Source organism: Paenirhizobium daejeonense (assembly GCF_014280875.1).
GTDB classification, from domain to species: domain Bacteria; phylum Pseudomonadota; class Alphaproteobacteria; order Rhizobiales; family Rhizobiaceae; genus Allorhizobium; species Allorhizobium daejeonense.
In genome coordinates this window covers 191,046-218,012 of the sequence record NZ_JACLAL010000008.1, presented here as the reverse complement: position 1 = coordinate 218,012, position 26,967 = coordinate 191,046, and the positions used below count along the sequence as shown (strand labels likewise).

The following is a 26,967-nucleotide window of genomic DNA, read 5'->3' as shown; positions in this document are numbered from 1 at the left end:
GCGGCGCCCGGGAGGCAGCCAGAGAGGAAATGCAGGGCGGATGCTGTCTTCGAAAAGCGCAAAGGCTTATTCGACGACCTTCGGCACCAGAAAGAAGTTGCGGTCGGTTTCCGGCGCGTTGGCGACGATGTCATCGGCCTTGTTGCCGTCGGTGACCACGTCGACACGCTTCTTCATCGCCATGGGCGTAACGGACGTCATGGGTTCGACGCCCGTCACGTCGACCTCGGAAAGCTGCTCGACGAAGCCGAGGATGCCGTTGAGCTCTCCCATCATGCGCTGTGCTTCTTCCTCGTTGAGGGCGATGCGGGCCAGATGTGCCACACGCTTGACGGTTTTGAGATCAACGGACATCGGTATTCTCCAGGTCTTATGTTTCCTCCGCTATAATGGCCGTCAGGCCATGGCGCAACGGGGATTTCTCAGACTTCCAGGCTCTGACCCGGCTTCGGCGTCTCAACCTTCGTCTTCGTGCCCTCCATGCCGGCCACGAATTTCTCCGGCGTCTGGTCGATGATCGGGAAGGTACCGTAGTGGCAGGGGATAGCCGTCTGGAACTCGAAGAATCGCTGGCAGGCGAGTGCCGCCACAGCGCCGCCCATCGTAAAGCGGTCGCCGATCGGCACGAGGCCGATATCCGGCTGGTGCAGTTCGTTGATCAGCTTCATGTCTGAGAAGATGTCGGTATCGCCCATGTGCAGCAACGACGGTTCATCATCGATGTGCAGCATCAGGCCGTTGGCATTGCCGAGCGCGTGGGAAACGCCGTCCTCGGTGATCTGGGCCGAGGAATGCAGCGCGTTGGTGAACGTCGCAGTGAAGCCATCGAACGCGACGGTACCGCCGGTATTGCCCATTTCGAGCTTGGAAACGCCCTTGGAACCGAGCCATGCGGCCAGATCGGCGTTGGCGAGCACGGTTGCGCCGGTTTCATTCGCCAGACGAACGGTATCGCCGACATGGTCCCCATGACCGTGAGTCAGAAGGATATGGGTGACGCCAGCCGTTGCGTCCTTGAGGTCAAGACCTACAAAACCCGGGTTATGGGTGAGAAACGGGTCGATGAGGATGCTCGCCTTGGCCGTATCTAGACGGAATGCGGAATGGCCGAGCCAGGTGATTTTCATGGAAGACTCCTTTGGGGGGACAGGAAGGCGAAATTGTTTCGTCGGATAAAAATATGGCATATGGCCGTGACGGAAAGTAGCGACCAAGGCCACGGGTGAGGAAATCACGATGAAGACACTGACGATCGAGGAACTGGCGGAGACCCTTGCGCCGTTGCAGCCGGTCGCCGGACTGGACCTCGGCACCAAGACCATCGGCCTTGCCATGTCGGATATCGGCCTGCGTTTCGCAAGTCCGCGCCCGGTGATCAAGAGGACAAAATTCACGAAGGATGCAGAAGTCCTGCTCGATTTCGCCGCCCGGGAAAAGATCGCTGCCTTCGTCATCGGCTTGCCGATGAATATGGACGGTTCGGCCGGGCCGCGCGCTCAGGCCACTCGCGCTTTCGTGCGCTCGATGTCGGAAAAGACCGATATCCCCTTCGTCTTCTGGGACGAACGGCTATCGACTGTGGCAGCCGAACGGGCGCTTCTGGAAATGGATGTATCGAGGGCCAAGCGCAGCGAGCGGATCGACTCGGCTGCGGCAAGCTTCATCCTTCAGGGCGCGCTCGACAGGTTGTCGATGCTGCGCAGGTCTTCCGATGCGGAAGGAGCTTGACGGGCCTTCCACCACGCGATGATCTTGCGACGGCGACGGAAGCCGATGATCGCGAACACCAGAAGGCTGTCGAAGGCGATGGCGCGCATCACAAGCGGCGGTATGGTTTCCGGGGGAATGCCGAGGATCTGGCCGTAGATCTGGAACACCAGATCATGCGCCTGCCGCGTGAGCATGAAGATACCGAAACTCATGTCGTAATAGGAGAGCCCGTACCAGCTTCCGAGCAGGGCGATGGGGGCAGCCCATAAAATCAGGAAGGTCTTCATGCCGCCCTCTCCTCATACATATCTGTCGACGGCCAGTAGCGCACCGTCCACCGAAGCAGAGCCATCACGCTCAAAACCACGGCCGGAACGGCGATATCCAGCGCAAGTACCGCGAAAAACGCCATCATGACCAAAACCAAAGTCATTCTTGTCATTCTGGTTTTTTGCGCCCCGCTGATCCGGTCTGTCCCTGTGCGGGAAACTGACCCCTTAACGGGAGCGACGCAACGTAAACCATTTGTTAAGGTTAACGGGCGTTGGGGATAACGCAAGAGCAAGCATCCGGAAAGCACCAAAACCCGCCAGAAGATGCCGTCCAACCTCAGCCTGGCTCTTGTGGCGCAAGCGTCGAGAGAATGAAGTCCGCCCTCTCCCCGACACCGTTCCTGGGCACCTCGACAAGTTCATAACCAAAGCGCCTATAAGCGTTTTCCAGGTATCGAAAGGCTTCGATGGCTGGTTCCAGCCCATGACGTCGCTCGGCGTCGTTCCTGTAGATTTCCGGCCATGGCGGCAGCAGGAAGACCTGCCGGCGGTAGCGCAGCCTTTCCGCTGCCCGGAGATAAACCGGGGGAACGGCATGGCCCGCCTGTTCCAGCCCGGCGATCTGGTCGATGATTCCCCGGTCGAAGAAAGTTCGCCCTTCCCTTCGCGCCGCCTCCGTCATGAAATTGATCGAGCGGGAAATGGTCAGTTCGACAAACAGCGGCAGGTTCGTCCACGGCAGCGCTTCGCCATCGATGAAAAGCTGTTCGCGAACCACCTGTCGCCCGGGTTCCTCGAACGTCGCAAAGCCTCGCCGCGACAATTCCTCAAGCAGGGTCGACTTGCCCCCGCCGGAGCAGCCGGAAATCATGACGAGATCGTCGTGGCGGACAGCAATGTTTTCAAGGCGATATTCGCCTTCGTTCAGAACATGATTCATGAAGGTCTCCCTTGCCGGCACGGCAACAGGTGATTGGGATCGGATCATCGGGGGAAAGAGACGCGCGACGAGGGCCGGAAACAGCGCATGCGCATCGACACCGGGGAGATTATCCCCCGCTTGTTACAGACTCAAGGTGAGAACGTCTCACGCAGTTTCGAAAGCTATCAGATCGCCGCAGGGTAGAGAAGATCGAGGACGTAACGCGCATCGAAGCGGGCATCGAGCACGCCGTAGGTGTGACGCCATCCGCCCGCAAGCCGAGTTTCGAGGAAGGCATCCGCGATCTTGCCAGCGCCCAGCCGATAGAGTTCAGCGGCTGAAGCAACGAGCGCGATCTGCTCGATCAGGAGGCGCGCCGCCCCCTCATCGCGCTCGGCAAGCGCCGTGGCCGCGCGCAGGACTTCGACGGTCTTCTTGCCGGAGGGACCAAGATCCCGCTCAAAGCCTGCAAAAAGCGTGTCGATCAGATCCTTGCCGCGCTCGAGGACGCGCAGCACATCGAGCGCCATGACATTTCCGGAGCCTTCCCAGAGCGCCGCCGCAGGCGCCTCCCGGTAATGACGGGCGATCGGCCGTTCCTCGATGTAGCCGCTGCCGCCGATGCACTCCATCGCCTCGTAGATCAACGCCGGCGCGATCTTGCAGATCCAGTATTTCACCACCGGTGTCATGACGCGGGCATAGGCCGCGTCAACAGGGTTTTCCCGGGCGCGGTCGAAGGTATCGGCAAGCTTGAAGGCCAGCGTCGTGGCGGCGGCGACGTCGAGCGCCATATCGGCCAGTACGCGCGTCATGATCGGCTGGTCGATCAGTTTCTTGCCGAAGGCCGAACGCCCTCGGACGTGATGCACGGCTTCCGCCATGGAGGCGCGCATGATCCCGGCCGAGGCCAGGGCGCAATCGAGCCGGGTGAGCGTCACCATGTCGAGGATGGTGCGAATCCCATCTCCCGGCGTGCCAAGCAGATAGCCGAACGCATCCGAGAACTCGACTTCCGCCGTCGCATTCGAACGGTTGCCGATCTTGTCCTTCAGCCGCTGGAACTCGAGCCCGTTGGCGGAACCGTCTTCGAGCAGGCGCGGCACGAGGAAGCAGCCCATGCCGTCCTTCGTCTGCCCCAGCATGACGAAACCGTCGCTCATCGGCGCAGACATGAACCACTTGTGGCCCGAGAGGCGGTAGATCCCCTCGCCCACCCGCTCGCCAGATGTCGAGATCGCCCTCACATCGGTGCCGGCCTGCTTTTCCGTCATGCCGATGCCGAGCGTCACGGCTGTCTTCTGCAAGGGCGGCTTGTTCGACGAATCATATTTCCGCGACAGGATCTTCGGCGCCCACTCCTTCTGTATATGCGGCGCGGCTACGAGGGCGGCGACAGACGCGCTGGTCGTCGTCAACGCACCGAGATGGCCGGTTTCGAGCTGGGCCGTGAGGAAGAAACGGGTGGCGCGCGCCTTATGCTCGTGGCCGCGGGCATCCGGCAGGTTTTCCCAGACGGAGGAATGCAGCCCGACAGACATGGAGCGGCGCATCAGCGCATGCCAGGCCGGGTGGAACTCCACCGCATCGAGCCGCTCGCCGCGCACGCCGTGGGTGCGCAGCACCGGCGGGCTCTGGTTCGCCATGCGGGCGAGCTCCTGCGCCTCGTGCGAGGTGACATACTTGCCGATGACGTCGTATTCCTCGCGCAGTCCGCGCGACAGGCTGGCCGTCAGATCGACGAGCAGCGGGTCGGAACGGTAGGCGTTCACGCCGGACCAGGGTTTCGGCTGGTTGAGGGCGGCGAGTTTTTCTTCAGTCCGGTTCATTGAGCTCATGTCGATCTTCTAGCGGAAATGCGCTCGTTTAACATGGGGAGGGCGTGACTATCCACATAGCATATGCTTGCCCCTTGGCCCGGCAATCTTTATAGACCCCGTGACATCTCAGGAGGACGTCCATGGTCTTCTTTCCCCACCGCCACCTTCTTGGCATCAAGGGCCTTACCGAACAGGATATTACCTACCTGCTCGACAGGGCCGACGAAGCCGTTAAAATCAGCCGTCAGCGCGAGAAAAAGACTTCCACGCTTCGCGGCCTCACCCAGATCAATCTCTTCTTTGAGGCCTCTACGCGAACGCAATCCTCGTTCGAGCTGGCGGGCAAACGCCTCGGCGCCGACGTGATGAACATGTCGGTCGGCAATTCGTCCGTCAAAAAGGGCGAAACGCTGATCGACACGGCCATGACGCTCAACGCCATGCGGCCGGACGTTCTGGTCGTCAGGCATTCCTCGGGCGGCGCGGCAGCGCTTCTTGCCCAGAAGGTCGCCTGCTCGGTCGTCAATGCCGGAGACGGCCAGCACGAGCATCCGACACAGGCGCTGCTCGACGCGCTGACGATTCGCCGCGCCAAGGGCAAACTTTCGCGCATCATCGTTGCGATCTGCGGCGACGTGCTGCATTCGCGCGTCGCGCGCTCCAACATCCTGCTGCTGAACGCCATGGGCGCGCGGGTGCGGGTGGTGGCTCCGCCGACCCTGCTCCCGGCCGGCATCGCCGACATGAGTGTCGAGGTCTACCACGACATGAAGGAAGGCCTGAAGGACGCAGATGTCGTGATGATGCTGCGCCTGCAGCGCGAACGTATGTCCGGCGCCTTCGTGCCATCGGTGCGCGAATACTTCCACTTCTACGGCCTCGACGCCGAGAAGCTGAAGGTGGCGAAGGAAGATGCGCTGGTCATGCACCCCGGCCCGATGAACCGCGGCGTCGAGATCGCCTCTGAAGTGGCCGACGGCCCGCAGAGCGTGATTGAACAGCAGGTCGAGATGGGCGTCGCAGTGCGCATGGCCGTGATGGAAGCGCTGCTCATTTCCCAGAACCAGGGTTCGCGCACGGAAGGAATGGGCGCATGAGCAGGCCTCTCGTCTTGAAGAATGTCCGGATCGTCGATCCTTCGCGTGATCTCGACGAAACCGGCACGATCATCGTCGATGCTGACGGCCGCATCGCGGCCGCGGGCAGCGACGCGCTGAACCAGGGCGTGCCCACGGGTGCGGAGGTCCGAGATTGCACCGGCCTCACCGCCATTCCGGGTCTTGTCGATGCCCGTGTCTTCGTCGGGGAACCGGGAGCCGAGCACCGCGAGACCATCGCGTCGGCCAGCCGCGCGGCTGCCGCCGGCGGTGTCACCTCCTTCATCATGATGCCGGAGACCGATCCTGTGATCGACGACATCGCGCTGGTGGAATTCGTCCGCAAGACCGCCCGCGACAAGGCCGTCGTCAATGTCTACCCGGCAGCGGCCCTGACCAAGGGGCTCGACAGCAACGAGATGACGGAGATGGGCCTGCTGCGCGAAGCCGGCGCCGTCGTCTTCACCAACGGCCGCCACGGTCTTCACGACACGCAGGTTCTGCGTCGTGCGATGACCTATTCGCGCGAATTCGGTGCGATCATCGCGCTTGAAACGCGCGAGAAGTACCTCGCCGCAAACGGCGTAATGAACGAGGGGCTTCTGGCGAGCTGGCTCGGCCTTTCCGGAGTGCCGAAGGAGACCGAAGTCATTCCGCTGGAGCGTGATCTGCGGATTGCCGGCCTCACCCGCGCAAAATACCATGCGGCCCAGATTTCCGTGCCGGAATCGGTCGAGGCAATCGAGACAGCCCGCAAGCGCGGCACCATCGTCACCTGCGCGGTCTCGATCAATCACCTGACGCTGAACGAAAACGACATCGGCGAATACCGCACCTTCTTCAAGCTCTATCCGCCGCTTCGGTCCGAGGACGACCGGGTGGGCATGGTTCAGGCTCTGGCTGAAGGCAAGATCGACATCATCGTTTCGTCGCACGATCCGCAGGGTGTCGATACCAAGCGCCTTCCCTTCAGTGAGGCGGAAGACGGCGCCATCGGCCTCGAGACCATGCTGTCGGCTGCGCTGCGGCTGCATCACAGCGGACAGGTTTCGCTGATGCGGCTGATTGACGCAATGTCGACCCGACCCGCCGAGATTTTCGGCCTCGAAGCCGGCACATTGAAGCCCGGTGCACCCGCTGACATCACCCTTGTCGATCTCGACGAGCCTTGGCTGGTGTCCAAGGATCTGCTGTTGTCGCGCTCCAAGAACACGCCGTTCGAGGACGCCCGTTTCTCGGGTCGAGCCGTTGCGACTTATGTCGCCGGAAAGTGTGTGCATTCGCTCTAAGACGTAGCCAAGGGGGAGAAGAACGTGCCTGAAGTGAACTACCTCGCCATCGGCTGGCCAGCCCTCATCGCGGTGCTCAGCCTCGGCTATCTCCTAGGTTCCATTCCCTTCGGCCTCGTCCTGACGCGGCTCGCCGGCCTCGGCGATCTGCGCTCCATCGGCTCGGGCAATATCGGTGCGACCAATGTTCTGAGAACCGGAAACAAGAAGCTTGCCGCCGCGACGCTGCTGCTCGATGCGCTGAAGGCGACTGCAGCCGCGGTGATCGCGCAGGCCGTGTTCGGTCACAATGCCGGGCTGCTCGCGGGTTTTGCCGCCTTCATCGGCCACCTCTTCCCGGTCTGGCTCGGCTTCAAGGGCGGCAAGGGCGTCGCCACCTATATCGGCACCCTGCTCGGGGTCGCGCCGTTGATGGTGCTGGTGTTCGCCATCGTCTGGCTATCGATCGCCTATCTTTCCCGCTACTCTTCATTGTCCGCATTGGTTGCAACCCTTGTCATTCCGGTTGCACTGTGGATACTGGGCGCTTACGAAGCTTCCCTCGTTACCTCGGCCATGACCGTCATTACCTACTGGCGGCACAAGCCGAATATCGAGCGGCTGATCGCCGGCACGGAAAGCAAGATCGGGCAAAAGGGATGACTGCATGCCGGCCAGCAGCGCAAGACGAAAAGGGATTGCGCTGACAGACCGGCAAAGGATCGCCTGGTTAAGGCTGATCCGCAGCGACAATGTCGGGCCTGCGACTTTCCGTGATCTCATCAACCATTTCGGTTCGGCCGAAATGGCAATCGAGGCACTGCCGGAACTCTCACGCCGCGGCGGTTCCACCCGTTCAGTCCGGATCGCCTCGGAAGGCGAAGCCATTCGGGAACTCGAGACGGCCAGCCGCTTCGGCGCCCGTTTTCTCGGCATCGGCGAACCGGACTATCCTTTTGCCCTGAGACAGATCGACGCGGCGCCTCCCCTTCTCGCGGTCAAAGGCGACTTGACGACGGCTTCGTTGCCGAGCGTCGGTGTGGTCGGTTCCCGCAACGCCTCTATCAGCGGGGCGAAATTCGCCGCGATGATATCCCGCGATATCGGCCGCGCGGGTTACTCCATCATCTCGGGTCTGGCGCGCGGCATAGATACGGCTGCCCATCGTGCAACTCTCGAAACGGGAACGATTGCCGCCATGGCCGGCGGGCTCGATCAGCCCTACCCTCCCGAAAACCTCTCCCTCTACCGTGATATCTGCGACGGCCGGGGACTTGCAATCTCCGAAATGCCGTTCGGATGGGAGGCCCGCGCACGGGACTTCCCCCGGCGCAACCGACTTATCGCCGGAGTTTCCCTCGGTGTCGTGGTCATTGAGGCCGCGGCGCGCTCGGGTTCGCTCATAACGGCACGTCTGGCCGGCGAATTCGGGCGACTGGTCTTCGCCGTTCCCGGCTCCCCGCTCGACCCGCGATGCGAGGGCACCAATGGCCTGCTGAAAGACGGCGCCACGGTGACAACGCGCCCGGAAGATGTATTGCAGGCACTCGCCCCGATTTCGGAAATCGACTTGTTTACGCCACAGCAGGCAAATGAGCCCGATAATGGAGAGCATGACCGCCCCATGACACCGCCACCCAGTGAAAGCGATCGGACACGCATCATCGATGCGCTCGGACCGACCCCGGTGGAGGTGGATGACATCATCCGTCATACGGGACTGGCCGCCCAGTCGGTTTATCTGGTGCTTCTGGAACTTGATATTGCAGGCCGCCTACACCGGCATGCGGGTGGCCTTGTTTCCATTTCCATGATGGATTGACAGCGAACGGCGGCCGGCCTGCACGTCACCGGCCTCCACGTAGGCCATCTCGATAAGATAGCAAAGCATCTCGGCACCCTCGCTTTCAGCGACCGAGCGCAACTCGCCAAGCATCTGCCGAATATAAGCTATGTTTTCCCGTGTATCGGCGCCGCCTGCGCCGTTTATTTTCGAAACCATTCCATTGCTCGCAATTTGTGTCCGGAGCCCGCCGAACACCCTCAAATCATCTGGAGAAAACGATAGCCCATTTATCTTAAATTGCAATCTCAAGTTAATCCCTCATTGGTTGCATCGCGTTGCATACTGCAGAAAATATGCGTTACCTCTTGACCGCGACCGAATCCCTGTCCATTTCGGGGAACCGGTTTTCGAGGCGCAGTTCTCGAGACAAGGCAGCAAGAACGCTGCCGAATTAGAAGCACTGATTGAGGTGCAGAGAAAAACAATGAATGTCGTAGTCGTAGAATCTCCTGCCAAGGCCAAGACGATCAACAAGTATCTCGGTTCCGGATACAAGGTGCTGGCTTCGTTCGGCCATGTGCGGGATCTGCCGGCCAAGGACGGTTCGGTGCGGCCGGAAGAAGATTTCGAGATGCTCTGGGAGGTCGACAGTGCCTCACAGAAACGCATGAAGGACATTGCCGACGCGGTCAAATCGTCCGACGGCCTCATTCTCGCGACCGACCCGGATCGCGAGGGAGAAGCGATTTCCTGGCATGTGCTCGACCTGCTCAAGAAGAAGCGGGTTCTGGGCGACAAGCCGGTGAAGCGCGTCGTCTTCAACGCGATTACCAAGAAGGCCGTGCTCGACGCGATGGCGCATCCGCGCGATATCGACATTCCCCTGGTCGATGCCTACCTCGCCCGCCGTGCGCTGGACTATCTTGTCGGCTTCAACCTTTCGCCGGTGCTGTGGCGCAAGCTGCCCGGCGCCCGATCCGCCGGCCGCGTGCAGTCGGTGGCGCTTCGCCTCGTCTGCGACCGTGAAAACGAGATCGAGCTCTTCGTCGCGGAAGAGTACTGGAACATCTCGGCGCTGCTGAAGACGCCTCGCGGCGATGAATTCGAAGCGAAGCTCGTTTCCGTCGACGGCAAGCGCATCCAGCGCAACTCCGTTACCAACGGCACGGATGCCGGCCGGATCAAGGAAATGCTGGAAAGCGCGCGCTATGCCGTCGACAGCGTCGAGGCCAAGCCGGTCAAGCGCAATCCCGGCCCGCCCTTCACCACCTCCACCCTGCAGCAGGCAGCATCGTCGAAGCTTGGCTTCTCCGCTTCGCGCACCATGCAGGTCGCCCAGAAGCTCTATGAAGGCATCGACATCGGCGGCGAGACGGTGGGTCTCATTACCTATATGCGTACCGACGGCGTGCAGATGGCGCCTGAGGCCATCGACGCTGCCCGCGCCGCCGTCGCCGACCAGTTTGGTGCGCGTTACGTGCCGGATAAGCCGCGCCTCTATTCCACCAAGGCGAAGAATGCCCAGGAAGCGCACGAAGCCATCCGCCCGACCGATTTCAACCGGTCGCCCGATCAGGTGCGCCGCTTCCTAGACGCCGACCAGTTGAAGCTCTACGACCTCATCTGGAAGCGCGGCATCGCCAGCCAGATGGCTTCGGCCGAAATCGAGCGGACTACGGTCGAGATCCTCGCGACCCGCGACGGCGAGAAGGCAGGCCTTCGCGCCGTGGGTTCGGTCATCCGTTTCGACGGCTTCATCGCGGCCTATGTGGACCAGCGGGAAGATGGCGAAGGCGGAGATGACGACGAAGACGGCCGCCTGCCCGAGATCAATGCCCGCGAAGCGCTCGCCAAGCAGAAGGTCAATGCCAGCCAGCACTTCACCGAGCCGCCGCCGCGCTACTCGGAAGCCTCGCTGATCAAGAAGATGGAAGAACTCGGCATCGGCCGTCCTTCCACCTATGCCGCGACGCTGAAGACGCTTTCCGACCGCGAATACGTCGTGACCGAAAAGCGCAAGTTGATCCCGCATTCCAAGGGCCGGCTGGTGACGGCTTTCCTCGAAAGCTTCTTCACCAAGTATGTCGAATACGACTTCACTGCCGATCTCGAGGAAAAGCTAGACAAGATCTCGGCTGGCGAACTCGACTGGAAGCAGGTTCTGCGTGACTTCTGGAAGGACTTCTTCGCACAGATCGAGGACACCAAGGAGCTGCGTGTCACGAACGTGCTGGACGCCCTGAACGAGGCTCTTGCTCCGCTCGTCTTCCCAAAGCGGGAGGACGGCTCGGACCCGCGCATCTGCCAGGTCTGCGGCACCGGCAACCTCTCGCTGAAGCTCGGCAAGTACGGCGCCTTCGTTGGCTGCTCGAACTATCCGGAGTGCAACTACACCCGCCAGCTTTCCTCGGAAGGTGGGGCGGAAGCCGAAGCCGGTGGTGGCAACGAGCCGAAGGCGCTCGGCAAGGATCCCGTCACGGACGAGGAAATCACGCTGCGGACCGGCCGTTTCGGACCCTATGTGCAGCGTGGCGACGGCAAGGAAGCCAAGCGCTCATCCCTGCCGAAGGGCTGGACGCCGTCGATGATCGATCTGGAGAAGGCGCTCTCGCTGCTTTCGCTGCCGCGCGAGGTCGGGGCGCATCCCGAAAGCGGCAAGATGATCTCGGCCGGCCTTGGCCGCTACGGACCTTTCGTGCTGCATGACGGCACCTATGCCAATCTGGAAACGATCGAGGACGTTCTTTCGATCGGCCTCAATCGTGCTGTCACGGTTCTGGCTGAAAAGCAGAGTAAGGGCCCGGGTGGACGCGGACGGGCAGCCCCCGCCGCGCTGAAGGAAATGGGCGAGCATCCCGATGGCGGCGCGATCACCGTTCGCGATGGCCGTTACGGTCCCTATATTAACTGGGGCAAGGTCAACGCCACGCTGCCGAAGGGCAAGGACCCGCAGTCGGTGACGATGGAAGAGGCGCTTGCGCTGATCGCTGAGCGGGCCGCCAAGGATGGCGGCAAGCCGGCCAAGGCCAAGAAGGCTCCTGCCAAGGCGACAAAGGCCAAGGCTGCGGATGCCGACGAAGCCGCGCCGAAGAAGAAATCCGCTGCCAAGCCTAAGGCCAAGGCGGCACCGAAGACGAAGAAGAGCTGAAATTGACAAGACCACCGCGCGATACCGACACTGACACCGCCCCCCGCAACCGGCGGGAGCGGCGCGCGGAAAGGGCAGCAGGCGCTGCAAAGAGCGGCAAGCAACCCATCATCCATGGGGCTGTTCCGCCACGCGAGGTGCTGCTGGAATTCATCGCCGACAATCCCGACCGCGCCTCCAAGCGCGAAATCGCCAAGGCGTTCGGCCTGAAGGGCGATGCACGCGTCGAACTCAAGGACCTGTTGCGTGCGATGGAGGACGACGGCCTCCTGCAGAAGAGCCGCAAATCGCTTGCACGTCCCGGCTCACTGCCGCCGGTCACCGTTCTTGACATCACCACACGCGACAAGGACGGCGAACTGATCGGCCGGCCTGCGGAGTGGGACGAGGAGCTGGGTGTTGCGCCTGCGGTAGCAATCCGCCAATCGAGCGCGGACCGCGCCAAGGGCAAGGCCCCGGTCGGTGGTCTCGGCGACCGCGTTCTCGCCAAGATATTCCCGTCGAAGGATCGGGCCGGCCCTGCCTATACCGCCCGGATCATCAAGGTCATCGACAAGCATCGTAACGCCCTGCTCGGCGTCTACCGCGAAATGCCCGGCACCAGCGGCGGACGGCTGATGCCGATCGAACGGCGCGGTGAGGAATTGCAGATCGATGGAGCCGATCTCGGGGACGCCAAGGATGGCGATCTCGTCGAGGTGGAAGTGCTACGTTCCGGCCGCTTCGGCCTGACCCGTGCCCGCGTGCTTTCGGTGATCGGCTCGGTCGCGTCCGAGAAGGCGATCTCGATGATCGCCATCCATGCGCATGGTATCCCCTACATCTTCCCGCAATCGGTCATCGCCGAAGCCGAGGCGGCAAAGCCCGCGACCATGCCGCATCGCGAGGACTGGCGCGACCTGCCGCTGATCACCATCGACCCGGCGGACGCCAAGGACCACGACGACGCGGTCTATGCCGAACTGGACCCCTCTCCCGACAATCCGGGTGGCGTGATCGTCACCGTCGCGATTGCCGACGTCTCCTGGTATGTGCGGCCGAAATCCGCGCTCGACCGGGAAGCTGTGAAGCGCGGCAATTCGGTCTATTTCCCGGATCGCGTCGTACCCATGCTGCCGGAGCGGATTTCCAATGACCTCTGCTCGCTCCGCGAAGGCGTGGATCGGCCGGCACTCGCCGCCCGCATGATCTTCTCCAAGGAAGGCCGCAAGGCGGGTCATACCTTCCATCGCATCATGATGAAAAGTGCGGCCAAGCTCTCCTACCAGCAGGCTCAGGCCGCCATCGACGGCAAGCCCGACGACAAGACCGGCCCGCTGCTGGAACCGATCCTGAAGCCGCTGTGGCATGCCTATGAGATCCTGAAGCGCGGACGCGAACGCCGCCAGCCACTGGAACTCGACATGCCGGAACGCAAGATCATCCTCAAGGAAGACGGTACCGTCGACCGGGTGCATGTGCCTGAGAGGCTCGATGCGCACAAGCTGATCGAGGAGATGATGATCCAGGCGAACGTCGCCGCCGCGGAAACGCTGGAGAAGAAGCGCCAACCGCTGGTCTACCGTGTTCACGACGCGCCGACGCTCTCCAAGCAGGAAGCGTTGCGCGAGTTTCTCGGCACCATCGGGCTCTCGCTGGCCAAGGGCAACCTACGCTCCAATTCCTTCAACGGAATTCTCGCGAAAGCGCTCGACACGCCGCATCAGACCATGGTCAACGAGATGGTGCTGCGCTCCCAGAGCCAGGCGATCTACAGCCCCGAAAACATCGGCCATTTCGGTCTGAACCTCTTGAAATACGCCCATTTCACTTCACCGATACGCCGTTATGCCGACCTGATCGTGCATCGGGCGCTGGTGGGCTCTCTCGGGCTCGGCGAGGGCGGCATCACGCCCGAAGAGGAAGCAGCTCTCGACGATATCGCGGCGGAAATCTCGACCTTCGAGCGCCGCGCCATGGCGGCCGAGCGGGATACCATCAACCGTCTGATCGCCCATCATCTGGCTGGTCGCATCGGCGATGAATTCGCCGGTCAGGTTTCCGGCGTCACGAAGGCCGGCCTATTCATCGCCCTGCCGCAATTCGGCGCCGACGGCTTCATTCCGGTTTCGACGCTTGGGCGCGACTATTACATCTATGACGAGGCGCACCAGGCTCTGTCCGGCGAGAAGACGGGCACGGGATACCGTCTCGGCGATTCCGTCGAGGTGCGGCTTGTGGAGGCCATTCCGCTCGCCGGCGCTCTGCGCTTCGAAATGCTGAGTGAGGGCCGGCCCATGCCCGTTGCCGTGCGCTCCTTCCACAAGTCGACACGGCGCGGCGCGATGAAGAAGCCCGGGACAAGGCCCAACCGGCCACGGAGGTAAACACATGGAGGGTGTGAGGATGGAGGCAGGAAGCACACAGGAGCCGACGAGGTTCGGTGGAGAGGCATTGCCGGAGCGTCGTCTCGGACAGTCGATCAAACGTGGCCTTCTCAACACTTGCCCGGCCTGCGGTAGCGGCAAGCTTTTCCGCGCCTATCTGAAGCCGGTCGATAACTGCGCGGCTTGCGGCGAGGAAATGTTTCATCACCGCGCCGACGACCTGCCGCCCTATCTCGTCATCATCGTTCTCGGCCATGTCCTTCTCGGCGGTTTCATGATGACGGACCTCATATTCCCGGCATCCGACTGGGTGCATCTGACGATATGGGTGCCAATTGCGATCATCACCTCGCTGATCACCATCCAGCCGATCAAGGGCGGGGTCATCGGCCTGCAATGGGCGCTGAGGATGCACGGCTTTGGCGGAGACGCCAGCGAGCCGGGAGAATTCCGCCAGAAGACCGGCTCATGACATCCCATCCCTTCGAGGCGCAGGACAAGGCTTCCGCTTCGAAAGCGAAGCTGCGGCCCAGGGATGCGGCATCGCTGATCCTCATCGATCGTACCGGCAGCTGCCCGAGGGTGCTGGTTGGCAAGCGCGGCAGCAAGCATGCCTTCATGCCGGATCTCTATGTGTTTCCCGGCGGCAGGCGCGACCCTCAGGACCGCAACCTGCCCTTCATGCGCGACCTGCACCCCACGGTGCTGGCGCGGCTGGCGGGCGGCGCAACAGACCCGTCTCTCGCCGGACGCTGTCGCGCGCTTGCGCTGGCTGCGCTACGCGAACTCGATGAGGAGACGGGCCTCGTCATCGGCAGCCTCGAAACCGGCAGCAGCCGGCACAGCCGCTTCAGCGCCGATCTCGGCGCGCTCCGCTACGTGGCGCGTGCGATCACGCCGCCCGGCAATGTGCGCCGCTTCGACACCCGTTTTTTCCTGACTTTCTGCGACGAGACCGGGATCGACCCCGGTGCTATCCGCGATTCCGCCGAACTCCAGGACGTCCGGTGGCTTGACATGCACGATGTTTCCGGTCTGAACATGCCGGCCATCACCAGGACGATCCTGGAAGATGTCAGGACGCAGATGAAGGACGATCCGTCTTTACCTTTTGGAAGCGACGGACCGTTCTACTTCTCCCGGCGCGGGCGATTCTTTCGCGATACGATTTAAGGGCCAACTCATGACCAAGCCGTCCAACGGCGACAACTGCCATCGCGAAGAGATCCATTGGCCGTCTCTCATCGCTGCCGTCGTCTCCATTTCCTCGGTCGGCATCGCCATAGGTCTCGGACTGCCACTGCTGTCCATCATTCTTGAGAAGCGCGGAATTTCGTCCACCATGATCGGGCTTAATTCCGCAATGGCCGGCATTGCCGCCATGATCGCCGCTCCCGTGACCATGAAGCTCGCCCACAGCTACGGCGTTGCCAGGACCATGCTCTGGGCCGTCCTCGTATCTGCGCTAAGCGGTCTCGGCTTCTATTATGCCGAACAGTTCTGGATGTGGTTTCCGTTGCGACTGGCATTTCATGGCGCAACCACCACGCTCTTCATCCTATCCGAATTCTGGATCAATGCCGCCGCTCCTCCTCGACGTCGAGGCCTCGTACTCGGCATCTACGCCACGGTGCTTTCGGTTGGCTTCGCCACCGGTCCCTTGCTCTTCTCGCTGATCGGCAGCGAGGGCGTGCTGCCGTTCATGGTAGCAGCCATCGCGATCCTGGCTGCGGCAGTACCGATCTTCATTGCGCGCGGGGAAAGCCCTGCCCTCGACACCGAGCAGGAGCGCCACTTCTTCCGATACATTTTCTTGGTGCCCACAGCGACGGCTGCGGTCTTCGTCTTCGGCGCGGTGGAGGCCGGTGGCCTTTCGCTCTTCCCCATCTATGCCACGCGCTCCGGCTTCACCGAGTCACAGGCCGCGCTGCTGCTGACGGTGATGGGGGTCGGCAACATGATCTTCCAGATCCCGCTCGGCATGCTGTCCGACCACATGAAGGATCGTCGCATCCTGCTCGGCGTGATGGCCACAGTCGGCCTTGCCGGCTCACTCGCGCTCCCCTGGCTCTCCCAGAACTGGCTCCTGATGGCCGCCGTTTTGTTCTTCTGGGGCGGCAGTGTCTCGGGGCTTTATACGGTTGGCCTCAGCCATCTCGGCTCGCGACTCACCGGATCGGATCTTGCAGCCGCCAATGCAGCCTTCGTTTTCTGCTATGCAGTGGGCACCGTAGCCGGGCCGCAAGCCATCGGCGCTGCCATCGATATTTCGGGCAATCACGGATTTGCATGGGCGATTGCAGGTTTCTTTGCACTCTATGTGCTTGTTTCGCTGGGCAGATTGTTTTTTAAACCCAAACGGACTTGACTTTTCGGGCGCGATTTGTAGTTTCGCGCCAGATTTGCCGTGGGCCTTTGATCGTCCGCGGCTTCGTTTATTAAAGGCAGGACGACCATGGCCAAGGCTACAACCATCAAGATCAAGCTGCTGTCGACGGCCGACACGGGCTTCTTTTACGTCACCACGAAGAACAGCCGTACGATGACGGAAAAGATGACGAAGACGAAGTACGACCCGGTCGCTAAGAAGCACGTCGAATTCAAGGAAACCAAGATCAAGTAATCCTTGATCTGACCGGTTTCAGCGGAACAGGCGCGTTGCCAATGCAGCGCGCTTTTTTCGTTTGCTAGTTTGTCTGAAATTGGAAAAGGCGGCCCTTAGGAGATCCGGACCTTCCCACCCGAGCCGAGGGCTCCCGCGAAACACGTGCAACAAAAAAGGCACCGCGCCTGCCCGGCTGCGGTGCCTTCTTGTATTCGGGGGCCGGTCAACATGCAAAGACGGCACGAGGAACCGCTAAATATTGCATGTCAACCGACCGACCCCACGACCCAGGAGATGCGGCGGACCTGAGCATCATGGGGTATCACTTGCCTCTCTCGAAGGCGTTTTCTTTATTGAGTACAACTTCCCTCAAAACGAATTGAAAATCAACATTTTCTTAACCGTTTTACAGATCCGTTGCCGCTATGGTTAAGATCACCGTCGAACGCCTTGTTCTTCCGAACCACGAAACATCGGTATATTTGAAAAAATTCCAAATATTCTAAAAATTACTTCGACTTTAGCAAAATAAAACCAAGACCCACAGGGCTTCAGGCGCACGAGCACCGCAGGATTTCAATTACTCAACGCTCGATTCGAACCGTCGACAGCATGTAAAGACCGCCCGATCCCGAACAGCGCAAGACAAAGAAACTTTGGATTCGATCGAAATTGAAAATCAGGTCGCAAATCAACCTGAAAATGGCTTCATATTACTAGAGCCGTCAGATTCGCATGCGCGACAGCAAAAGCTGTGAAGCGCGAAACCGATAATGCCAAGGATAGTGTTTCAGGCCGCTATTTCGCGCAATCCCCCAATACGGGAGGTTGACAGCTTCGCATAAGTCAAATCCAGCGGGCAATCACGCCGATGGAACCACCCGTCTATCAGGCAGCAGAGGCCACCACGCGGTTCCGGCCGCCTTCCTTGGCCTGATAAAGAGCCCGGTCGGCCTGCTTCATCAACTGCTCAGGCGTATCGATATCCGGCCCCAGCGTTGCAATACCCATGGAGGCGGTTACCTCAAGGGCTCCCTCGGCCGATTTAAGGACGAAGGGCCGGGATTCTATGATTCCCCGTAGCCGCTCGGCGATCATCGACGCGATATCAGCCGAGGTATCCGGCATGACCACTACGAATTCCTCGCCGCCGTAGCGGCAGGCAAGATCCGCCCCACGAACAGTCGAACGAATTCTGGTGGCGAACTCCTTCAGGACGTCATCGCCGGCGTCATGGCCATTGCTGTCGTTCACCTGCTTGAAGCGATCGATATCGACCATGCAGACGGAAAGCGGGCGACCACGCGTCTTTGCCCGCGCGAAGAGCATCTTGAGATGGTTATCGAGATAGCGCCGGTTATGAAGGCCAGTCAGGCCATCAGTCACAGCCAGTTCGATCGTCTGCTTGACGCTGTTGCGAAGCCGGTCATTCAGGCGCTTGCGGCGGATCTGGGTCAGCGAGCGGGCCACGAGTTCGTTCGGGTCCAGCGGGCGCATGATGTAATCGTTCACACCGAGGTCCAGCGCGCGAATGACGGTCGCCTCATCGTTATGCTCGGTGATAAGCAGCAGCGGGATGAAACGGGTGCGCTCCAGCGAGCGAAGCTGCGAGCAGAGGCGCAAGGGATCGTAATCGTCGAGGTTTCCATTGACGATCACAAGGTCGAAGGGATTTTCCGCAGCCTCGAAGACGGCCGCCTGCGGGTCCGACATGGCGCTGACGACGGCAATCGGCTTCAGCGTCTTGATGATGCGTTCCTGGGATGCCGCGCGGCTGTCGACAAGCAGGATCTGAGCCGGCTCTTCCAGTCGTCCGTCAGTCAGGCGCATCGGATCTTCGACGCCGATATTATGTGCGGTCTCGGCACGAATCCGAAGTTCGTCGCTCAGCGTCTTCAGGCGTACGAGGCTCTTTACGCGGGAGATGAGCTGCAGGTCGTTGACCGGCTTGGTCAGGAAGTCATCGGCTCCGGCCTTCAGGCCACGTACGCGATCGGAGGGCTGATCGAGCGCGGTCACCATGACAACCGGAATATGGGCGGTGCGCGGATTGGTCTTCAGCCGCTCACAGACCTCGAAGCCGTCCATGCCGGGCATCATGATGTCGAGAAGAATGACGTCGACCTGAGTACGGTCGCAGATATCAAGGGCGTCGCGACCGTTATCGGCCGTCAGGACGTCGAAATACTCCGCGAGCAGCCGAGCCTCCAGCAGCTTGACGTTCGCAGGAATGTCATCGACGACAAGAATTCTCGCAGTCATCCCTTACCCTTCCCTCAAGCGTCGCCGAGATAGGTCTTGATCGTCTCGATGAATTTCGGCACCGAGATGGGCTTGGAGACATAGGCCTCGCAGCCACCCTGACGAATGCGTTCCTCGTCACCTTTCATGGCAAAGGCCGTGACCGCAATGACAGGGATCACATGCAGTTCCGGATCTTCCTTCAACCACTTGGTCACTTCCAGTCCGGAAACCTCCGGAAGCTGAATGTCCATCAGGATCAGGTCGGGACGGTGCTTGCGGGCGAGATCGAGCGCTTCCATGCCATTGCGCGTCTGGATCGTCTCGTAACCGGAGGCTTCGATAAGATCGCGGAAGAGCTTCATGTTCAGCTCATTATCTTCGACAATCATTACCTTCTTGGGCATAAACCAGTCCTTCGATCCCGTCCGGCGCCCCTGCAGGAGGTCAATTACCGACAGCAGTCTGCACTTTCCGTGTCATGGCATGCTAAGGTGATTTGGTTGAGAAATAGGTAACTCGGCACGGAAATACGGAAAGCCATGATGAAAAACAGTAATATAGGCGCAAACCCCGAAGAAACCGCGGTCTCGGTGCTAGCATGGCTCGCCAACGAGCCTGACATGCTCGGTCGGTTTCTCGCGCTTTCCGGCACGAGGCCAGACCAACTGCGCCAGTCGATGTCTGACCCCGCCTTTCTCGCCGGCATGCTGGATTTCCTGATGGCGCACGAACCGACGCTGATCGCCTTCTGCGAGGCGACGGGAACCGCGCCGGAAGATGTGGTAAGTGCCGCGTATCACTACACCGGTCCGACCCTCGGCTCGGGAGAATATTGAATGGATCCGGACCTCGGGACAATCCCCCTCACCGACCGCCCGCTCGTCGTCTGCGACGTGGACGATGTGGTGCTTGAATTCGTCACCCCGTTCGGGGCCTTTCTCGAGAGCCGTGGGCATCGCCTCATTCCCCGGTCCTTCCGACTGCATGGAAATATCGTCAATGTTACGGACGAGACCATCGTCGAGGCCGACGTCGTCACCTCCCTCATCGAAACCTTTTTCGCCCTTCAGGAAGAGTGGCAAACGCCTTTCGCCGAGGCCGTTGAAGCGCTCGGCAGCATCAGCCGGGAAGCTGACCTGGTGTTTCTCACTGCCATGCCGCCGAAACATACCCTCGCCCGCCGCCAACTGCTCGACCGGTTCGGCCTGTGCTATCCGATGATCGCGGCGGATCAGGCCAAGGGGCCTCTCGTCAATCGTCTGCATGGCGGTCGCCCCCTTCCGGTTGCCTTTATCGACGACATGGTGTCCAACCTCCATTCGGTCGGCGAACATGTTCCGGAATGTCTTCTCGTTCATCTGCCCCCGCCGGTTGAAATCCACAAATTCGCGCTTGCTGCCGGCGATCATGTGCGCAAGGCGCAAGGGTGGATGGAAGCCCGCGCCATCATCGGCGCTCACATCACCGGCTAAACCGCACCGCTGAGCGACAGCCGCATCAGCGGACGTCCGGCCTTGCGCTGGGCCACCTCCCTAAAGCCTGCTGCGGCAAAGATATTGCTCGGCCCTACGAAGAGACTGACCGACTTCGATTGCTTCGCCTGCTCCATGGGACAGCCCTCAAGAAGACGTGCGCCGCTTTCCCTAGCGAACTGCACGGCGGCACCCAGCAGGGCATGGCTCAGTCCCTGCCCTCTCCTCCTGTTCGTCATCATGAAGCAACTGACGGCCCAGACTGCGGGATCCTCCGCATCGGCCTCTTCCAGTGGACGCGACACGGTGCGCGGTGAATTCCAGTTTGGGACATCCGCCCTCGGGCCGACCTGTACCCAGCCGAAGGGCTCTCCATCGATATAACCGATGACGCCGGGTGGCCGTTGCCTCTCGACCCGAGCCTTCATGAAAGCCTTCTTTTCGGCAGCGGATGCCTCTTTCCGTTCCGCTGCCGGCATCCGGAAATAGGTACACCAGCAACCGTAACAGGCACCCTGAGGCCCCATGACGGCTTCGAAATCCGTCCAGAGATCCGGCGTCAACGGACGGGCCAAGAATTCTCCCTGCATAGTTCAGTCCCCTCACTTGTCAGGAGGAAAGCTAGCGCCTAATCTTGCAATGTTCAATCTTTGTTCTCAATCATGACGACCGAAAACGCAGAATTTCCGGGCTTTTGTCGCGACTGCCTGCGCGGGCAGCCGGAGGGATTAAGACGTTGCAGGGCATGTGGCAGCCCGAGGCTCGTCTATCATCGCGAACTCTACAACCTGACGCTCGCCCATATCGACTGCGATGCCTTCTACGCGTCGGTGGAGAAACGCGACAACCCGGAACTCGCGGACAAGCCGGTGATCGTCGGTGGGGGCAAGCGCGGTGTCGTGTCAACCTGCTGCTATATCGCCCGCATTCATGGCGTACGCTCCGCGATGCCGATGTTCAAGGCGCTGGAGGCCTGTCCGCAGGCTGTAGTCATCAAACCGGACATGGAGAAATATGCCCGCGTCGGCCGGCAGATCCGGGGAATGATGGAGGAACTGACTCCGCTCGTCCAGCCATTGTCGATTGACGAAGCCTTCCTTGAACTCAGGGGCACCGAGCGGCTGCATCACGACCCGCCGGCGCGGGTTCTGGCCCGCTTCGCCCGCAAGGTCGAGCAGGAAATCGGCATCACCGTTTCGGTCGGCCTCTCCTATTGCAAGTTTCTGGCGAAGGTCGCCTCGGACCTGCAAAAGCCGCGTGGTTTTTCAGTGATCGGCGAGGAGGAAGCTGTCTCCTTCCTGGCCCCGAGGCCGGTGACCACAATCTGGGGCGTCGGCAAGGCCTTTGCCGCCACACTGGAGAAGGACGGCATCCGCACCATCGGCCAGTTGCAGGAAATGGACGAGACCGACCTAATGCGACGCTACGGCACGATCGGCCAGCGGCTCTCACGCCTCTCACGCGGTATCGACGACCGGGAAGTCCACCTCAACGACCCGGCAAAGAGCGTTTCTGCCGAAACCACGTTCTTCGAGGATATCTGGCGCCACGACGACCTCGTCGTACATCTGCGCTCACTGTCCGAGAAGGTCGCATGGCGTCTCAAGAAGAGCGAGATCGCAGGCCAGACGGTGGTGCTGAAGCTGAAGACCGCCGACTTCAAGGGACGCACGCGTAACCGCCGGCTTGATGATCCCACCCAGCTTGCCGACAGGATCTTTCGCACAGGGCTTTCGCTGCTCGAAAGGGAAACCGACGGTACGCGCTACCGCCTGATCGGTATCGGCGTCACGGACCTCACCAGCGACGCAACCGCCGATCCACCGGACCTGATCGACCAACAGGCGGGCCGGCGCGCCAAGGCCGAAGCTGCAATGGACAAGCTTCGTGACAAATTCGGCAAGGGCGCCGTGCAGACGGGCTACACCTTCGACCGCGGAAACAAGTAGCCGCGCATGTAGATAATCCTCGGCCCTCTCTTTGGGTCATACTGACGATAGAGAGATGACCCGTAACGGTTCAAGCCGGGATGAAGGTCAGGCAGACCCCGGCTCGGCAGCCATACTGGGCTCCTCGCCGCGCTGCGTCGCGACGACTTGCTCCAGTACGGCACAAGCTGCAGCCGCGCCCGGATGGGATGGCTGGCGCGAAAGCAACGCTCGAAAGTCCCGTAACGCCTCATCCAACCGGCCAACGCTCTTCAGCAGGCCACCACGCCCGTAAAGGGAAGCGGCATGGGCGGGATCGATGGAAAGCGCTCGATCGTAGGTCTTTATCGCGGCCGGAAAATCCTTCAGCGCCATCAGGGCATTGGCATAGTTGCACAGTGCCGGCGCCGAGTCCGGCCGGATATCGAGCGCCTGCCGGATCCAGTCCCTCGCCACATGCGCCTCGCCGCGCTGTAGGCATACGACGCCGAGCTGATGTAGAGCGCCGAAATGACGGGGAACCAACGAGAGGATGTTGCGATACTCGCGCTCGGCCGCGTCGAGATGACCTTCGCGGTGCCGGGCCGAGGCATTTGCAAAATCACCGGCGTGGCGTTTCAGCGCCTCCAACCGCTCTGCCTGCTCCTTGAATACCGGCTCGGCGAGCCATCGCCGAGCTGCCTGCCGCAAGCCCAACTCCGCCTTTGCCATGTCGCCTGACCGCAGGAACCTCTCCACCCGCTCTTGGACAGCGGGCAGACTTGCGTCATCCAGCACCCGCTCAAGATCATCGCTCACAGGTGAAAGGATGCGGAACCGTTCGATGGTGCGTCGTCCCGCTCCCAGCCTGAATTTGTAGGCAAAATCACCTGTGCCGAGATCGTAAGAAACGAAACCCTCTGCAATCGCCTGACGGATGACGCAGGCATGCAGCAGGAGCCCTGGAGAGGGTTTCTGAAACGACAGATCCCGGCTCACCAGAAAGCAGACGAATTGCCGCCGTGGTACGTCGATGAGATAGATATGGACTGCTAGTGGCCTGCCGCCCTGCCACAGCGCGAAGACACGCAGAACGCCGGCGCGATAGCTGTTCGGAAGCATGTGACGTGCACATTCCAGAAGCCAGGTCGCATATTTCGGCTGGCCAGCCAGCCACTGTCTCCCCCAGAGATCGTAGAAGAATGCGAGGTGGGTATCGATCGTGTCGGCATCCGCCTCCATCACGCGCAGATCGTTGACCGGATCGTCGAGATCCCTGAGCGCGCGCCGCACATCCTGGCGCGTGCGGCTACCGAGCGAGGTCATGAGATAGGTTTCGAAGTCCTGCGGAAGATCAACATAGGCATAGACATCGTGATCGATCCGGTCCCCATTGTCGGTGACATGTCGCGGACGTTCGGCCTTGTCGATCGTGTAGCCCTTCTGCTGCAGACACCGGAACAGCAATTCGACGCGCTGCGAGGACATGAAGACATCATGGAAATCAAGCTGCCGCCATGGCGCCCGACACAGGGCCTCTGCCAAAGCCGGGATCGCGGTATCCTCGTGCTGCGGATCACAGAGAAACCCCGTGTATACAGCGAAATAGGACCCGCCCATAAGGAGGCTGGTGGAGAAGCCCGATTCTTCGGAAAAATCCGTGCGACGGCGAAGCGGGAGAAACGCGATATAGCGCCCGTCCGTGTTTTCCCTGACGGCAAGGACGCTCCATGCACCGGCACGCTCGAACCAGTGCGCCATCCAATTCCATGACAGAAAACAATGCGCATCGGGATCACGCGCGAACAGCGCGTCCCACGCCGACTTAACGTCCTCGAAACCCGACGGCGTATCGATCACCTCAACCTGCATGCCATCGCTCCCCCTCGACGCCTGCCGGAAAATGATTGCATGCACCCGGATTTACGACAAGCAGGAGCCGGCGGCGAACACTACTACATTCGAATAACCTCAAGGTCACCCGTGTCGCTTTCCACTTCCCCGAGCGCGTTTTCGCAGCCCGAACGACTTAGGTTGCCCACGTCGCAAACGGCTGGACGCGACAAAGGTTAAAACTTGAATTCGCGCAACTGCCCTGCTCGTATATCGTAGAAGACATCCTGCATCCGTTTCATCGACACGCCTGAGTCGGCAACCTGATCCTATGAACCAGCCCCTGCATCGCCATCCGCAGTTTCGCATCTTCCGAACCGTCGTCGCCCATGCCCGCACGGGGCCGAACGACCTTCTGCTCGGGGCGCTGCTGGCATTCGTGGCAGGCGCCACCAATGCCGGCGGCTTTCTCGCGATCGGGCAATACACCTCGCATATGTCAGGCGTCATCTCGTCGATCGCCGACAATCTCGCGCTCGGCCTATTCACACTGGTCGGAGCCGGATTAATGATGCTCCTGAGCTTCACCTCTGGGGCCGGAAGTTCAGCGATCCTGATCAATTGGGGCCGCAGGAATGCCCGTCGCAAACAATATGCCTACCCGATAGCGCTAGAGGCGGTGCTGCTGCTGAATTTCGGGGGCATAGGCTCCGTCATTAGCCACATCCCACAGGCGGGTGTGTGGGTGGCCGCATTGCTGTGCTTCATCATGGGCCTGCAGAACGCGACGATCACCAAGATCTCCGGCGCGCGCATCCGTACTACGCATATGACGGGCATGGTGACCGACATCGGCATCGAGCTCGGCAAGCTCGTCTACCGGCTGTTCGACCGGCAGTCCATACAGCCACCCGTGCAGCCCGACATGCGCAAGCTGCGGATCCTTCTGCGAGTCGTCGGCATGTTCCTGCTCGGTGGCCTTGTGGGCGCTCTCGGCTTCAAACATCTCGGCTACGGCTTCTGCATGCCGCTTGCAGCACTTCTTCTCGCGCTTGCAAGCCCCCAGCTCTTTCTTGCGAACAACCGACGCGGAAAAATCGCCTGAAACCGATCCTGCAGACAACCGTCGAGATCATGGCGGCAAGACACGGGCTGACCGTGTTCGTCAGACACAAGGTTGTGATGCACGATCGCTCTTCAAACTTTCCTTAAACTTCGGCAACTATTTTAGCCGTATCTGTATTGCGTATGGGATCGTTTAGTATGTTCAAGTCCCTTGCCGTTTCCCTCGGCCTTCTTTCTGCGTCCGCACTCATTTCCCCTGCCCTTGCAGGCAATGGCGGCACCCTCCAGATCTTCGTCTCCAAGACCGACCAGTCGCTTGTCGTGTACGATGGCGGCCAAATCGTGGCTACCTCGAAGGTCTCAACCGGCAAACAGGGACACACGACGCCGTCAGGGATCTTCTCGATCCTCGAAAAGCGCAAGTATCACGAATCCAATCTCTATTCGAATGCGCCCATGCCCTGGATGCAGCGAATTACATGGTCGGGTGTCGCCCTTCATGAATCGAACAGCGTACCAAACTACCCGGCCTCCCATGGCTGCGTGCGTCTGCCGGGCAACTTTGCCAAGGCGCTGTTCTCCATGACGGAGCGTGGTGCGCATGTGATCATCACAGATGATCCTGTGCGCCCCGAAAGCATCAGTCACCGTACACTGTTCTCACCGCGCATACCGGCATCGGATGGCATGCTGCTATCAGACGCGCAACTCCGTCCGACGACCATCGACGCTTCCTTCAAACCGGTCCAGGTGGCAATGGCGGACGTCATGCCGAAGGCCGGCGCCTCCGCCAAGGTTATCCTGGAAGAGCCGTCGCCCCTGAGGATTCTCATTACGCGTCGCGGCATGCGCGAAACCGTTCTGGATGCACAGCAAGTGTTGGCAGAACTTGGCTTCGACGCAGGCGTACCAGATGGTCACATCGGCGCGCTGACCATTTCAGCTGTCAACGGCTTCAAGCGTTGGAAAGGGCTTTCCACCAAGGGAGAACTCATCACGCCGGACTTCATCGAAGCTCTTTACAAGAGCGCGGGTCGCGGGGAACCTCCGCGCGGGCAGATCATGGTCCGGCAGGATTTCAAACCGGTCTTCGAGGCTCCAATCAGCATTACCAACCCGGAGATCGCTCTCGGGACGCATTTTCTCGAAGCCACGGACGTCAGCCGTCTTTCAGGTAAGGCCGAATGGCATGCGGTGACGCTTGAAAATGACCTACCGCCGAAAATGATGAAGCGCCTCGGCATTACCGAACCGGCAGGGGATCCCGCGCTTCACGGTGCCGCGAGCGCGCTCGACCGCATCCATATTCCGGAAGACATTCGCCACCGCATCGAAGGAATGCTGAGCGAAGGTAGTTCGATCACCATTTCGGACGATGGCATCAGCACGGAGACCGGCCAGGGCACCGACTTCATCACACTCACCCATCGGTCACGGAAAGGTTGATAGCGA

General features: G+C 60.8%; 27 protein-coding genes. 16 read left to right on the top strand and 11 right to left on the bottom strand.

The genetic code is table 11. The features are described 5' to 3' along the window. Positions 1 to 66 precede the first annotated feature (66 nt). Together gatC and H4I99_RS19690 are read right to left on the bottom strand one after the other, a co-directional pair. Positions 67 to 354, bottom strand: a complete 288-nt coding sequence (gene gatC / locus H4I99_RS19695) for an Asp-tRNA(Asn)/Glu-tRNA(Gln) amidotransferase subunit GatC (RefSeq protein WP_099057514.1) — start codon at positions 352 to 354, stop codon at positions 67 to 69. A gap of 68 nt (positions 355 to 422) precedes the next feature. Beyond that, the gene (locus H4I99_RS19690; protein ID WP_163904915.1) at positions 423 to 1,127 is read right to left on the bottom strand and encodes a metal-dependent hydrolase; all 705 of its coding nucleotides are present in this window, start codon (positions 1,125 to 1,127) and stop codon (positions 423 to 425) included. 109 nt (positions 1,128 to 1,236) lie between these two features. On the opposite strand from H4I99_RS19690, the gene ruvX reads away from it, so the two are divergent. Beyond that, positions 1,237 to 1,728, top strand: coding sequence for a Holliday junction resolvase RuvX (ruvX, locus tag H4I99_RS19685; protein ID WP_163904913.1), 492 nt, complete (start codon positions 1,237 to 1,239; stop codon positions 1,726 to 1,728). Here ruvX and H4I99_RS19680 read toward each other — a convergent pair. The 4 genes from H4I99_RS19680 to H4I99_RS19665 all read right to left on the bottom strand — a co-directional run bounded on the left by H4I99_RS19680 (position 1,668) and on the right by H4I99_RS19665 (position 4,742). After that, the gene (locus tag H4I99_RS19680; protein WP_163904912.1) at positions 1,668 to 1,997 is read right to left on the bottom strand and encodes a DUF6105 family protein; all 330 of its coding nucleotides are present in this window, start codon (positions 1,995 to 1,997) and stop codon (positions 1,668 to 1,670) included. The two genes, ruvX and H4I99_RS19680, sit on opposite strands and share 61 nt — an antisense overlap. Continuing rightward, entirely contained in the window at positions 1,994 to 2,143 is a 150-nt protein-coding gene (locus H4I99_RS19675; RefSeq protein ID WP_163898891.1) for a hypothetical protein, read from the bottom strand. Before H4I99_RS19675 ends, H4I99_RS19680 begins: the two co-directional genes overlap by 4 nt. Positions 2,144 to 2,319: 176 nt before the next feature. Continuing rightward, positions 2,320 to 2,922, bottom strand: coding sequence for an AAA family ATPase (locus H4I99_RS19670; RefSeq protein ID WP_163904910.1), 603 nt, complete (start codon positions 2,920 to 2,922; stop codon positions 2,320 to 2,322). Positions 2,923 to 3,089: 167 nt separating this feature from the next. Further along, a complete protein-coding gene (locus H4I99_RS19665; protein WP_163904908.1) occupies positions 3,090 to 4,742 on the bottom strand; it encodes an acyl-CoA dehydrogenase family protein in 1,653 nt (550 codons plus the stop codon). 122 nt (positions 4,743 to 4,864) lie between these two features. On the opposite strand from H4I99_RS19665, the gene H4I99_RS19660 reads away from it, so the two are divergent. The 4 genes from H4I99_RS19660 to dprA are packed head-to-tail and all read left to right on the top strand — an operon-like array spanning position 4,865 to position 8,911. Further along, a complete protein-coding gene (locus tag H4I99_RS19660; RefSeq protein WP_163904906.1) occupies positions 4,865 to 5,821 on the top strand; it encodes an aspartate carbamoyltransferase catalytic subunit in 957 nt (318 codons plus the stop codon). Beyond that, positions 5,818 to 7,110, top strand: a complete 1,293-nt coding sequence (locus H4I99_RS19655) for a dihydroorotase (protein ID WP_163904904.1) — start codon at positions 5,818 to 5,820, stop codon at positions 7,108 to 7,110. Before H4I99_RS19660 ends, H4I99_RS19655 begins: the two co-directional genes overlap by 4 nt. Positions 7,111 to 7,134: 24 nt before the next feature. Further along, positions 7,135 to 7,752, top strand: coding sequence for a glycerol-3-phosphate 1-O-acyltransferase PlsY (gene plsY / locus H4I99_RS19650; protein ID WP_099057506.1), 618 nt, complete (start codon positions 7,135 to 7,137; stop codon positions 7,750 to 7,752). A gap of 4 nt (positions 7,753 to 7,756) precedes the next feature. Continuing rightward, on the top strand, positions 7,757 to 8,911 hold the full coding sequence (gene dprA, locus H4I99_RS19645) for a DNA-processing protein DprA (RefSeq protein WP_163904902.1): 1,155 nt from the start codon (positions 7,757 to 7,759) through the stop codon (positions 8,909 to 8,911). Here dprA and H4I99_RS19640 read toward each other — a convergent pair. Further along, positions 8,864 to 9,091, bottom strand: coding sequence for a hypothetical protein (locus H4I99_RS19640; RefSeq protein ID WP_163906267.1), 228 nt, complete (start codon positions 9,089 to 9,091; stop codon positions 8,864 to 8,866). The two genes, dprA and H4I99_RS19640, sit on opposite strands and share 48 nt — an antisense overlap. Before the next feature lie 268 nt (positions 9,092 to 9,359). Here H4I99_RS19640 and topA point away from each other — a divergent pair, with 268 nt between their 5' ends. The 6 genes from topA (at position 9,360) to rpmG (ending at position 17,012) form a co-directional block, all read left to right on the top strand. Further along, entirely contained in the window at positions 9,360 to 12,023 is a 2,664-nt protein-coding gene (topA, locus tag H4I99_RS19635) for a type I DNA topoisomerase (protein WP_163904900.1), read from the top strand. A gap of 107 nt (positions 12,024 to 12,130) precedes the next feature. Next, positions 12,131 to 14,389, top strand: a complete 2,259-nt coding sequence (gene rnr / locus H4I99_RS19630; protein ID WP_246225653.1) for a ribonuclease R — start codon at positions 12,131 to 12,133, stop codon at positions 14,387 to 14,389. A gap of 19 nt (positions 14,390 to 14,408) precedes the next feature. Continuing rightward, positions 14,409 to 14,861, top strand: coding sequence for a DUF983 domain-containing protein (locus tag H4I99_RS19625; RefSeq protein ID WP_163906266.1), 453 nt, complete (start codon positions 14,409 to 14,411; stop codon positions 14,859 to 14,861). Continuing rightward, on the top strand, positions 14,858 to 15,562 hold the full coding sequence (locus tag H4I99_RS19620; protein ID WP_186663368.1) for an NUDIX hydrolase: 705 nt from the start codon (positions 14,858 to 14,860) through the stop codon (positions 15,560 to 15,562). Before H4I99_RS19625 ends, H4I99_RS19620 begins: the two co-directional genes overlap by 4 nt. 10 nt (positions 15,563 to 15,572) lie before the next feature. Continuing rightward, positions 15,573 to 16,757, top strand: coding sequence for an MFS transporter (locus H4I99_RS19615; RefSeq protein ID WP_163904896.1), 1,185 nt, complete (start codon positions 15,573 to 15,575; stop codon positions 16,755 to 16,757). A gap of 87 nt (positions 16,758 to 16,844) precedes the next feature. Further along, positions 16,845 to 17,012: a 50S ribosomal protein L33 gene (gene rpmG / locus H4I99_RS19610; protein ID WP_006727600.1), complete on the top strand. Its 168-nt coding sequence runs from the start codon at positions 16,845 to 16,847 to the stop codon at positions 17,010 to 17,012. Positions 17,013 to 17,882: 870 nt separating this feature from the next. Here rpmG and H4I99_RS19605 read toward each other — a convergent pair. Then, complete coding sequence (locus tag H4I99_RS19605; protein ID WP_163904894.1) at positions 17,883 to 19,256, bottom strand: PleD family two-component system response regulator; 1,374 nt, start codon at positions 19,254 to 19,256, stop codon at positions 17,883 to 17,885. 14 nt (positions 19,257 to 19,270) lie between these two features. After that, positions 19,271 to 19,642, bottom strand: coding sequence for a response regulator (locus tag H4I99_RS19600; RefSeq protein ID WP_099057498.1), 372 nt, complete (start codon positions 19,640 to 19,642; stop codon positions 19,271 to 19,273). Between the two features lie 138 nt (positions 19,643 to 19,780). On the opposite strand from H4I99_RS19600, the gene H4I99_RS19595 reads away from it, so the two are divergent. Beyond that, complete coding sequence (locus H4I99_RS19595; protein ID WP_163906261.1) at positions 19,781 to 20,074, top strand: DUF3572 domain-containing protein; 294 nt, start codon at positions 19,781 to 19,783, stop codon at positions 20,072 to 20,074. Then, the gene (locus H4I99_RS19590; RefSeq protein WP_163904892.1) at positions 20,075 to 20,710 is read left to right on the top strand and encodes a hypothetical protein; all 636 of its coding nucleotides are present in this window, start codon (positions 20,075 to 20,077) and stop codon (positions 20,708 to 20,710) included. It begins immediately after the preceding gene. Here H4I99_RS19590 and H4I99_RS19585 read toward each other — a convergent pair. After that, the gene (locus tag H4I99_RS19585; protein ID WP_163904890.1) at positions 20,707 to 21,300 is read right to left on the bottom strand and encodes a GNAT family N-acetyltransferase; all 594 of its coding nucleotides are present in this window, start codon (positions 21,298 to 21,300) and stop codon (positions 20,707 to 20,709) included. The genes H4I99_RS19590 and H4I99_RS19585 overlap by 4 nt on opposite strands. A gap of 72 nt (positions 21,301 to 21,372) precedes the next feature. On the opposite strand from H4I99_RS19585, the gene H4I99_RS19580 reads away from it, so the two are divergent. Then, positions 21,373 to 22,659, top strand: a complete 1,287-nt coding sequence (locus H4I99_RS19580; RefSeq protein WP_163904888.1) for a DNA polymerase IV — start codon at positions 21,373 to 21,375, stop codon at positions 22,657 to 22,659. Positions 22,660 to 22,746: 87 nt separating this feature from the next. Here H4I99_RS19580 and H4I99_RS19575 read toward each other — a convergent pair whose 3' ends face one another. Continuing rightward, positions 22,747 to 24,489 (bottom strand): GNAT family N-acetyltransferase, encoded by a 1,743-nt coding sequence (locus tag H4I99_RS19575; protein WP_163904886.1) that lies wholly within the window; start codon positions 24,487 to 24,489, stop codon positions 22,747 to 22,749. A 292-nt stretch (positions 24,490 to 24,781) separates the two neighbouring features. On the opposite strand from H4I99_RS19575, the gene H4I99_RS19570 reads away from it, so the two are divergent. Then, complete coding sequence (locus H4I99_RS19570; protein WP_163904884.1) at positions 24,782 to 25,555, top strand: YoaK family protein; 774 nt, start codon at positions 24,782 to 24,784, stop codon at positions 25,553 to 25,555. Between the two features lie 158 nt (positions 25,556 to 25,713). Further along, positions 25,714 to 26,961, top strand: coding sequence for a L,D-transpeptidase family protein (locus tag H4I99_RS19565; protein WP_163904882.1), 1,248 nt, complete (start codon positions 25,714 to 25,716; stop codon positions 26,959 to 26,961). Positions 26,962 to 26,967: the final 6 nt, after the last annotated feature.

Excerpts from the sequence above, each read along its gene's own strand:
- gatC (WP_099057514.1), bottom strand. The coding sequence starts at position 354 with ATGTCCGTTGATCTCAAAACCGTCAAGCGTGTGGCACATCTGGCCCGC.
- H4I99_RS19690 (WP_163904915.1), bottom strand. The coding sequence starts at position 1,127 with ATGAAAATCACCTGGCTCGGCCATTCCGCATTCCGTCTAGATACGGCC.
- ruvX (WP_163904913.1), top strand. The coding sequence starts at position 1,237 with ATGAAGACACTGACGATCGAGGAACTGGCGGAGACCCTTGCGCCGTTG.
- H4I99_RS19680 (WP_163904912.1), bottom strand. The coding sequence starts at position 1,997 with ATGAAGACCTTCCTGATTTTATGGGCTGCCCCCATCGCCCTGCTCGGA.
- H4I99_RS19675 (WP_163898891.1), bottom strand. The coding sequence starts at position 2,143 with ATGACTTTGGTTTTGGTCATGATGGCGTTTTTCGCGGTACTTGCGCTG.
- H4I99_RS19670 (WP_163904910.1), bottom strand. The coding sequence starts at position 2,922 with ATGAATCATGTTCTGAACGAAGGCGAATATCGCCTTGAAAACATTGCT.
- H4I99_RS19665 (WP_163904908.1), bottom strand. The coding sequence starts at position 4,742 with ATGAGCTCAATGAACCGGACTGAAGAAAAACTCGCCGCCCTCAACCAG.
- H4I99_RS19660 (WP_163904906.1), top strand. The coding sequence starts at position 4,865 with ATGGTCTTCTTTCCCCACCGCCACCTTCTTGGCATCAAGGGCCTTACC.
- H4I99_RS19655 (WP_163904904.1), top strand. The coding sequence starts at position 5,818 with ATGAGCAGGCCTCTCGTCTTGAAGAATGTCCGGATCGTCGATCCTTCG.
- dprA (WP_163904902.1), top strand. The coding sequence starts at position 7,757 with ATGCCGGCCAGCAGCGCAAGACGAAAAGGGATTGCGCTGACAGACCGG.
- H4I99_RS19640 (WP_163906267.1), bottom strand. The coding sequence starts at position 9,091 with ATGGTTTCGAAAATAAACGGCGCAGGCGGCGCCGATACACGGGAAAAC.
- topA (WP_163904900.1), top strand. The coding sequence starts at position 9,360 with ATGAATGTCGTAGTCGTAGAATCTCCTGCCAAGGCCAAGACGATCAAC.
- H4I99_RS19625 (WP_163906266.1), top strand. The coding sequence starts at position 14,409 with ATGGAGGCAGGAAGCACACAGGAGCCGACGAGGTTCGGTGGAGAGGCA.
- H4I99_RS19620 (WP_186663368.1), top strand. The coding sequence starts at position 14,858 with ATGACATCCCATCCCTTCGAGGCGCAGGACAAGGCTTCCGCTTCGAAA.
- H4I99_RS19615 (WP_163904896.1), top strand. The coding sequence starts at position 15,573 with ATGACCAAGCCGTCCAACGGCGACAACTGCCATCGCGAAGAGATCCAT.
- rpmG (WP_006727600.1), top strand. The coding sequence starts at position 16,845 with ATGGCCAAGGCTACAACCATCAAGATCAAGCTGCTGTCGACGGCCGAC.
- H4I99_RS19605 (WP_163904894.1), bottom strand. The coding sequence starts at position 19,256 with ATGACTGCGAGAATTCTTGTCGTCGATGACATTCCTGCGAACGTCAAG.
- H4I99_RS19600 (WP_099057498.1), bottom strand. The coding sequence starts at position 19,642 with ATGCCCAAGAAGGTAATGATTGTCGAAGATAATGAGCTGAACATGAAG.
- H4I99_RS19595 (WP_163906261.1), top strand. The coding sequence starts at position 19,781 with ATGAAAAACAGTAATATAGGCGCAAACCCCGAAGAAACCGCGGTCTCG.
- H4I99_RS19590 (WP_163904892.1), top strand. The coding sequence starts at position 20,075 with ATGGATCCGGACCTCGGGACAATCCCCCTCACCGACCGCCCGCTCGTC.
- H4I99_RS19585 (WP_163904890.1), bottom strand. The coding sequence starts at position 21,300 with ATGCAGGGAGAATTCTTGGCCCGTCCGTTGACGCCGGATCTCTGGACG.
- H4I99_RS19580 (WP_163904888.1), top strand. The coding sequence starts at position 21,373 with ATGACGACCGAAAACGCAGAATTTCCGGGCTTTTGTCGCGACTGCCTG.
- H4I99_RS19575 (WP_163904886.1), bottom strand. The coding sequence starts at position 24,489 with ATGCAGGTTGAGGTGATCGATACGCCGTCGGGTTTCGAGGACGTTAAG.
- H4I99_RS19570 (WP_163904884.1), top strand. The coding sequence starts at position 24,782 with ATGAACCAGCCCCTGCATCGCCATCCGCAGTTTCGCATCTTCCGAACC.
- H4I99_RS19565 (WP_163904882.1), top strand. The coding sequence starts at position 25,714 with ATGTTCAAGTCCCTTGCCGTTTCCCTCGGCCTTCTTTCTGCGTCCGCA.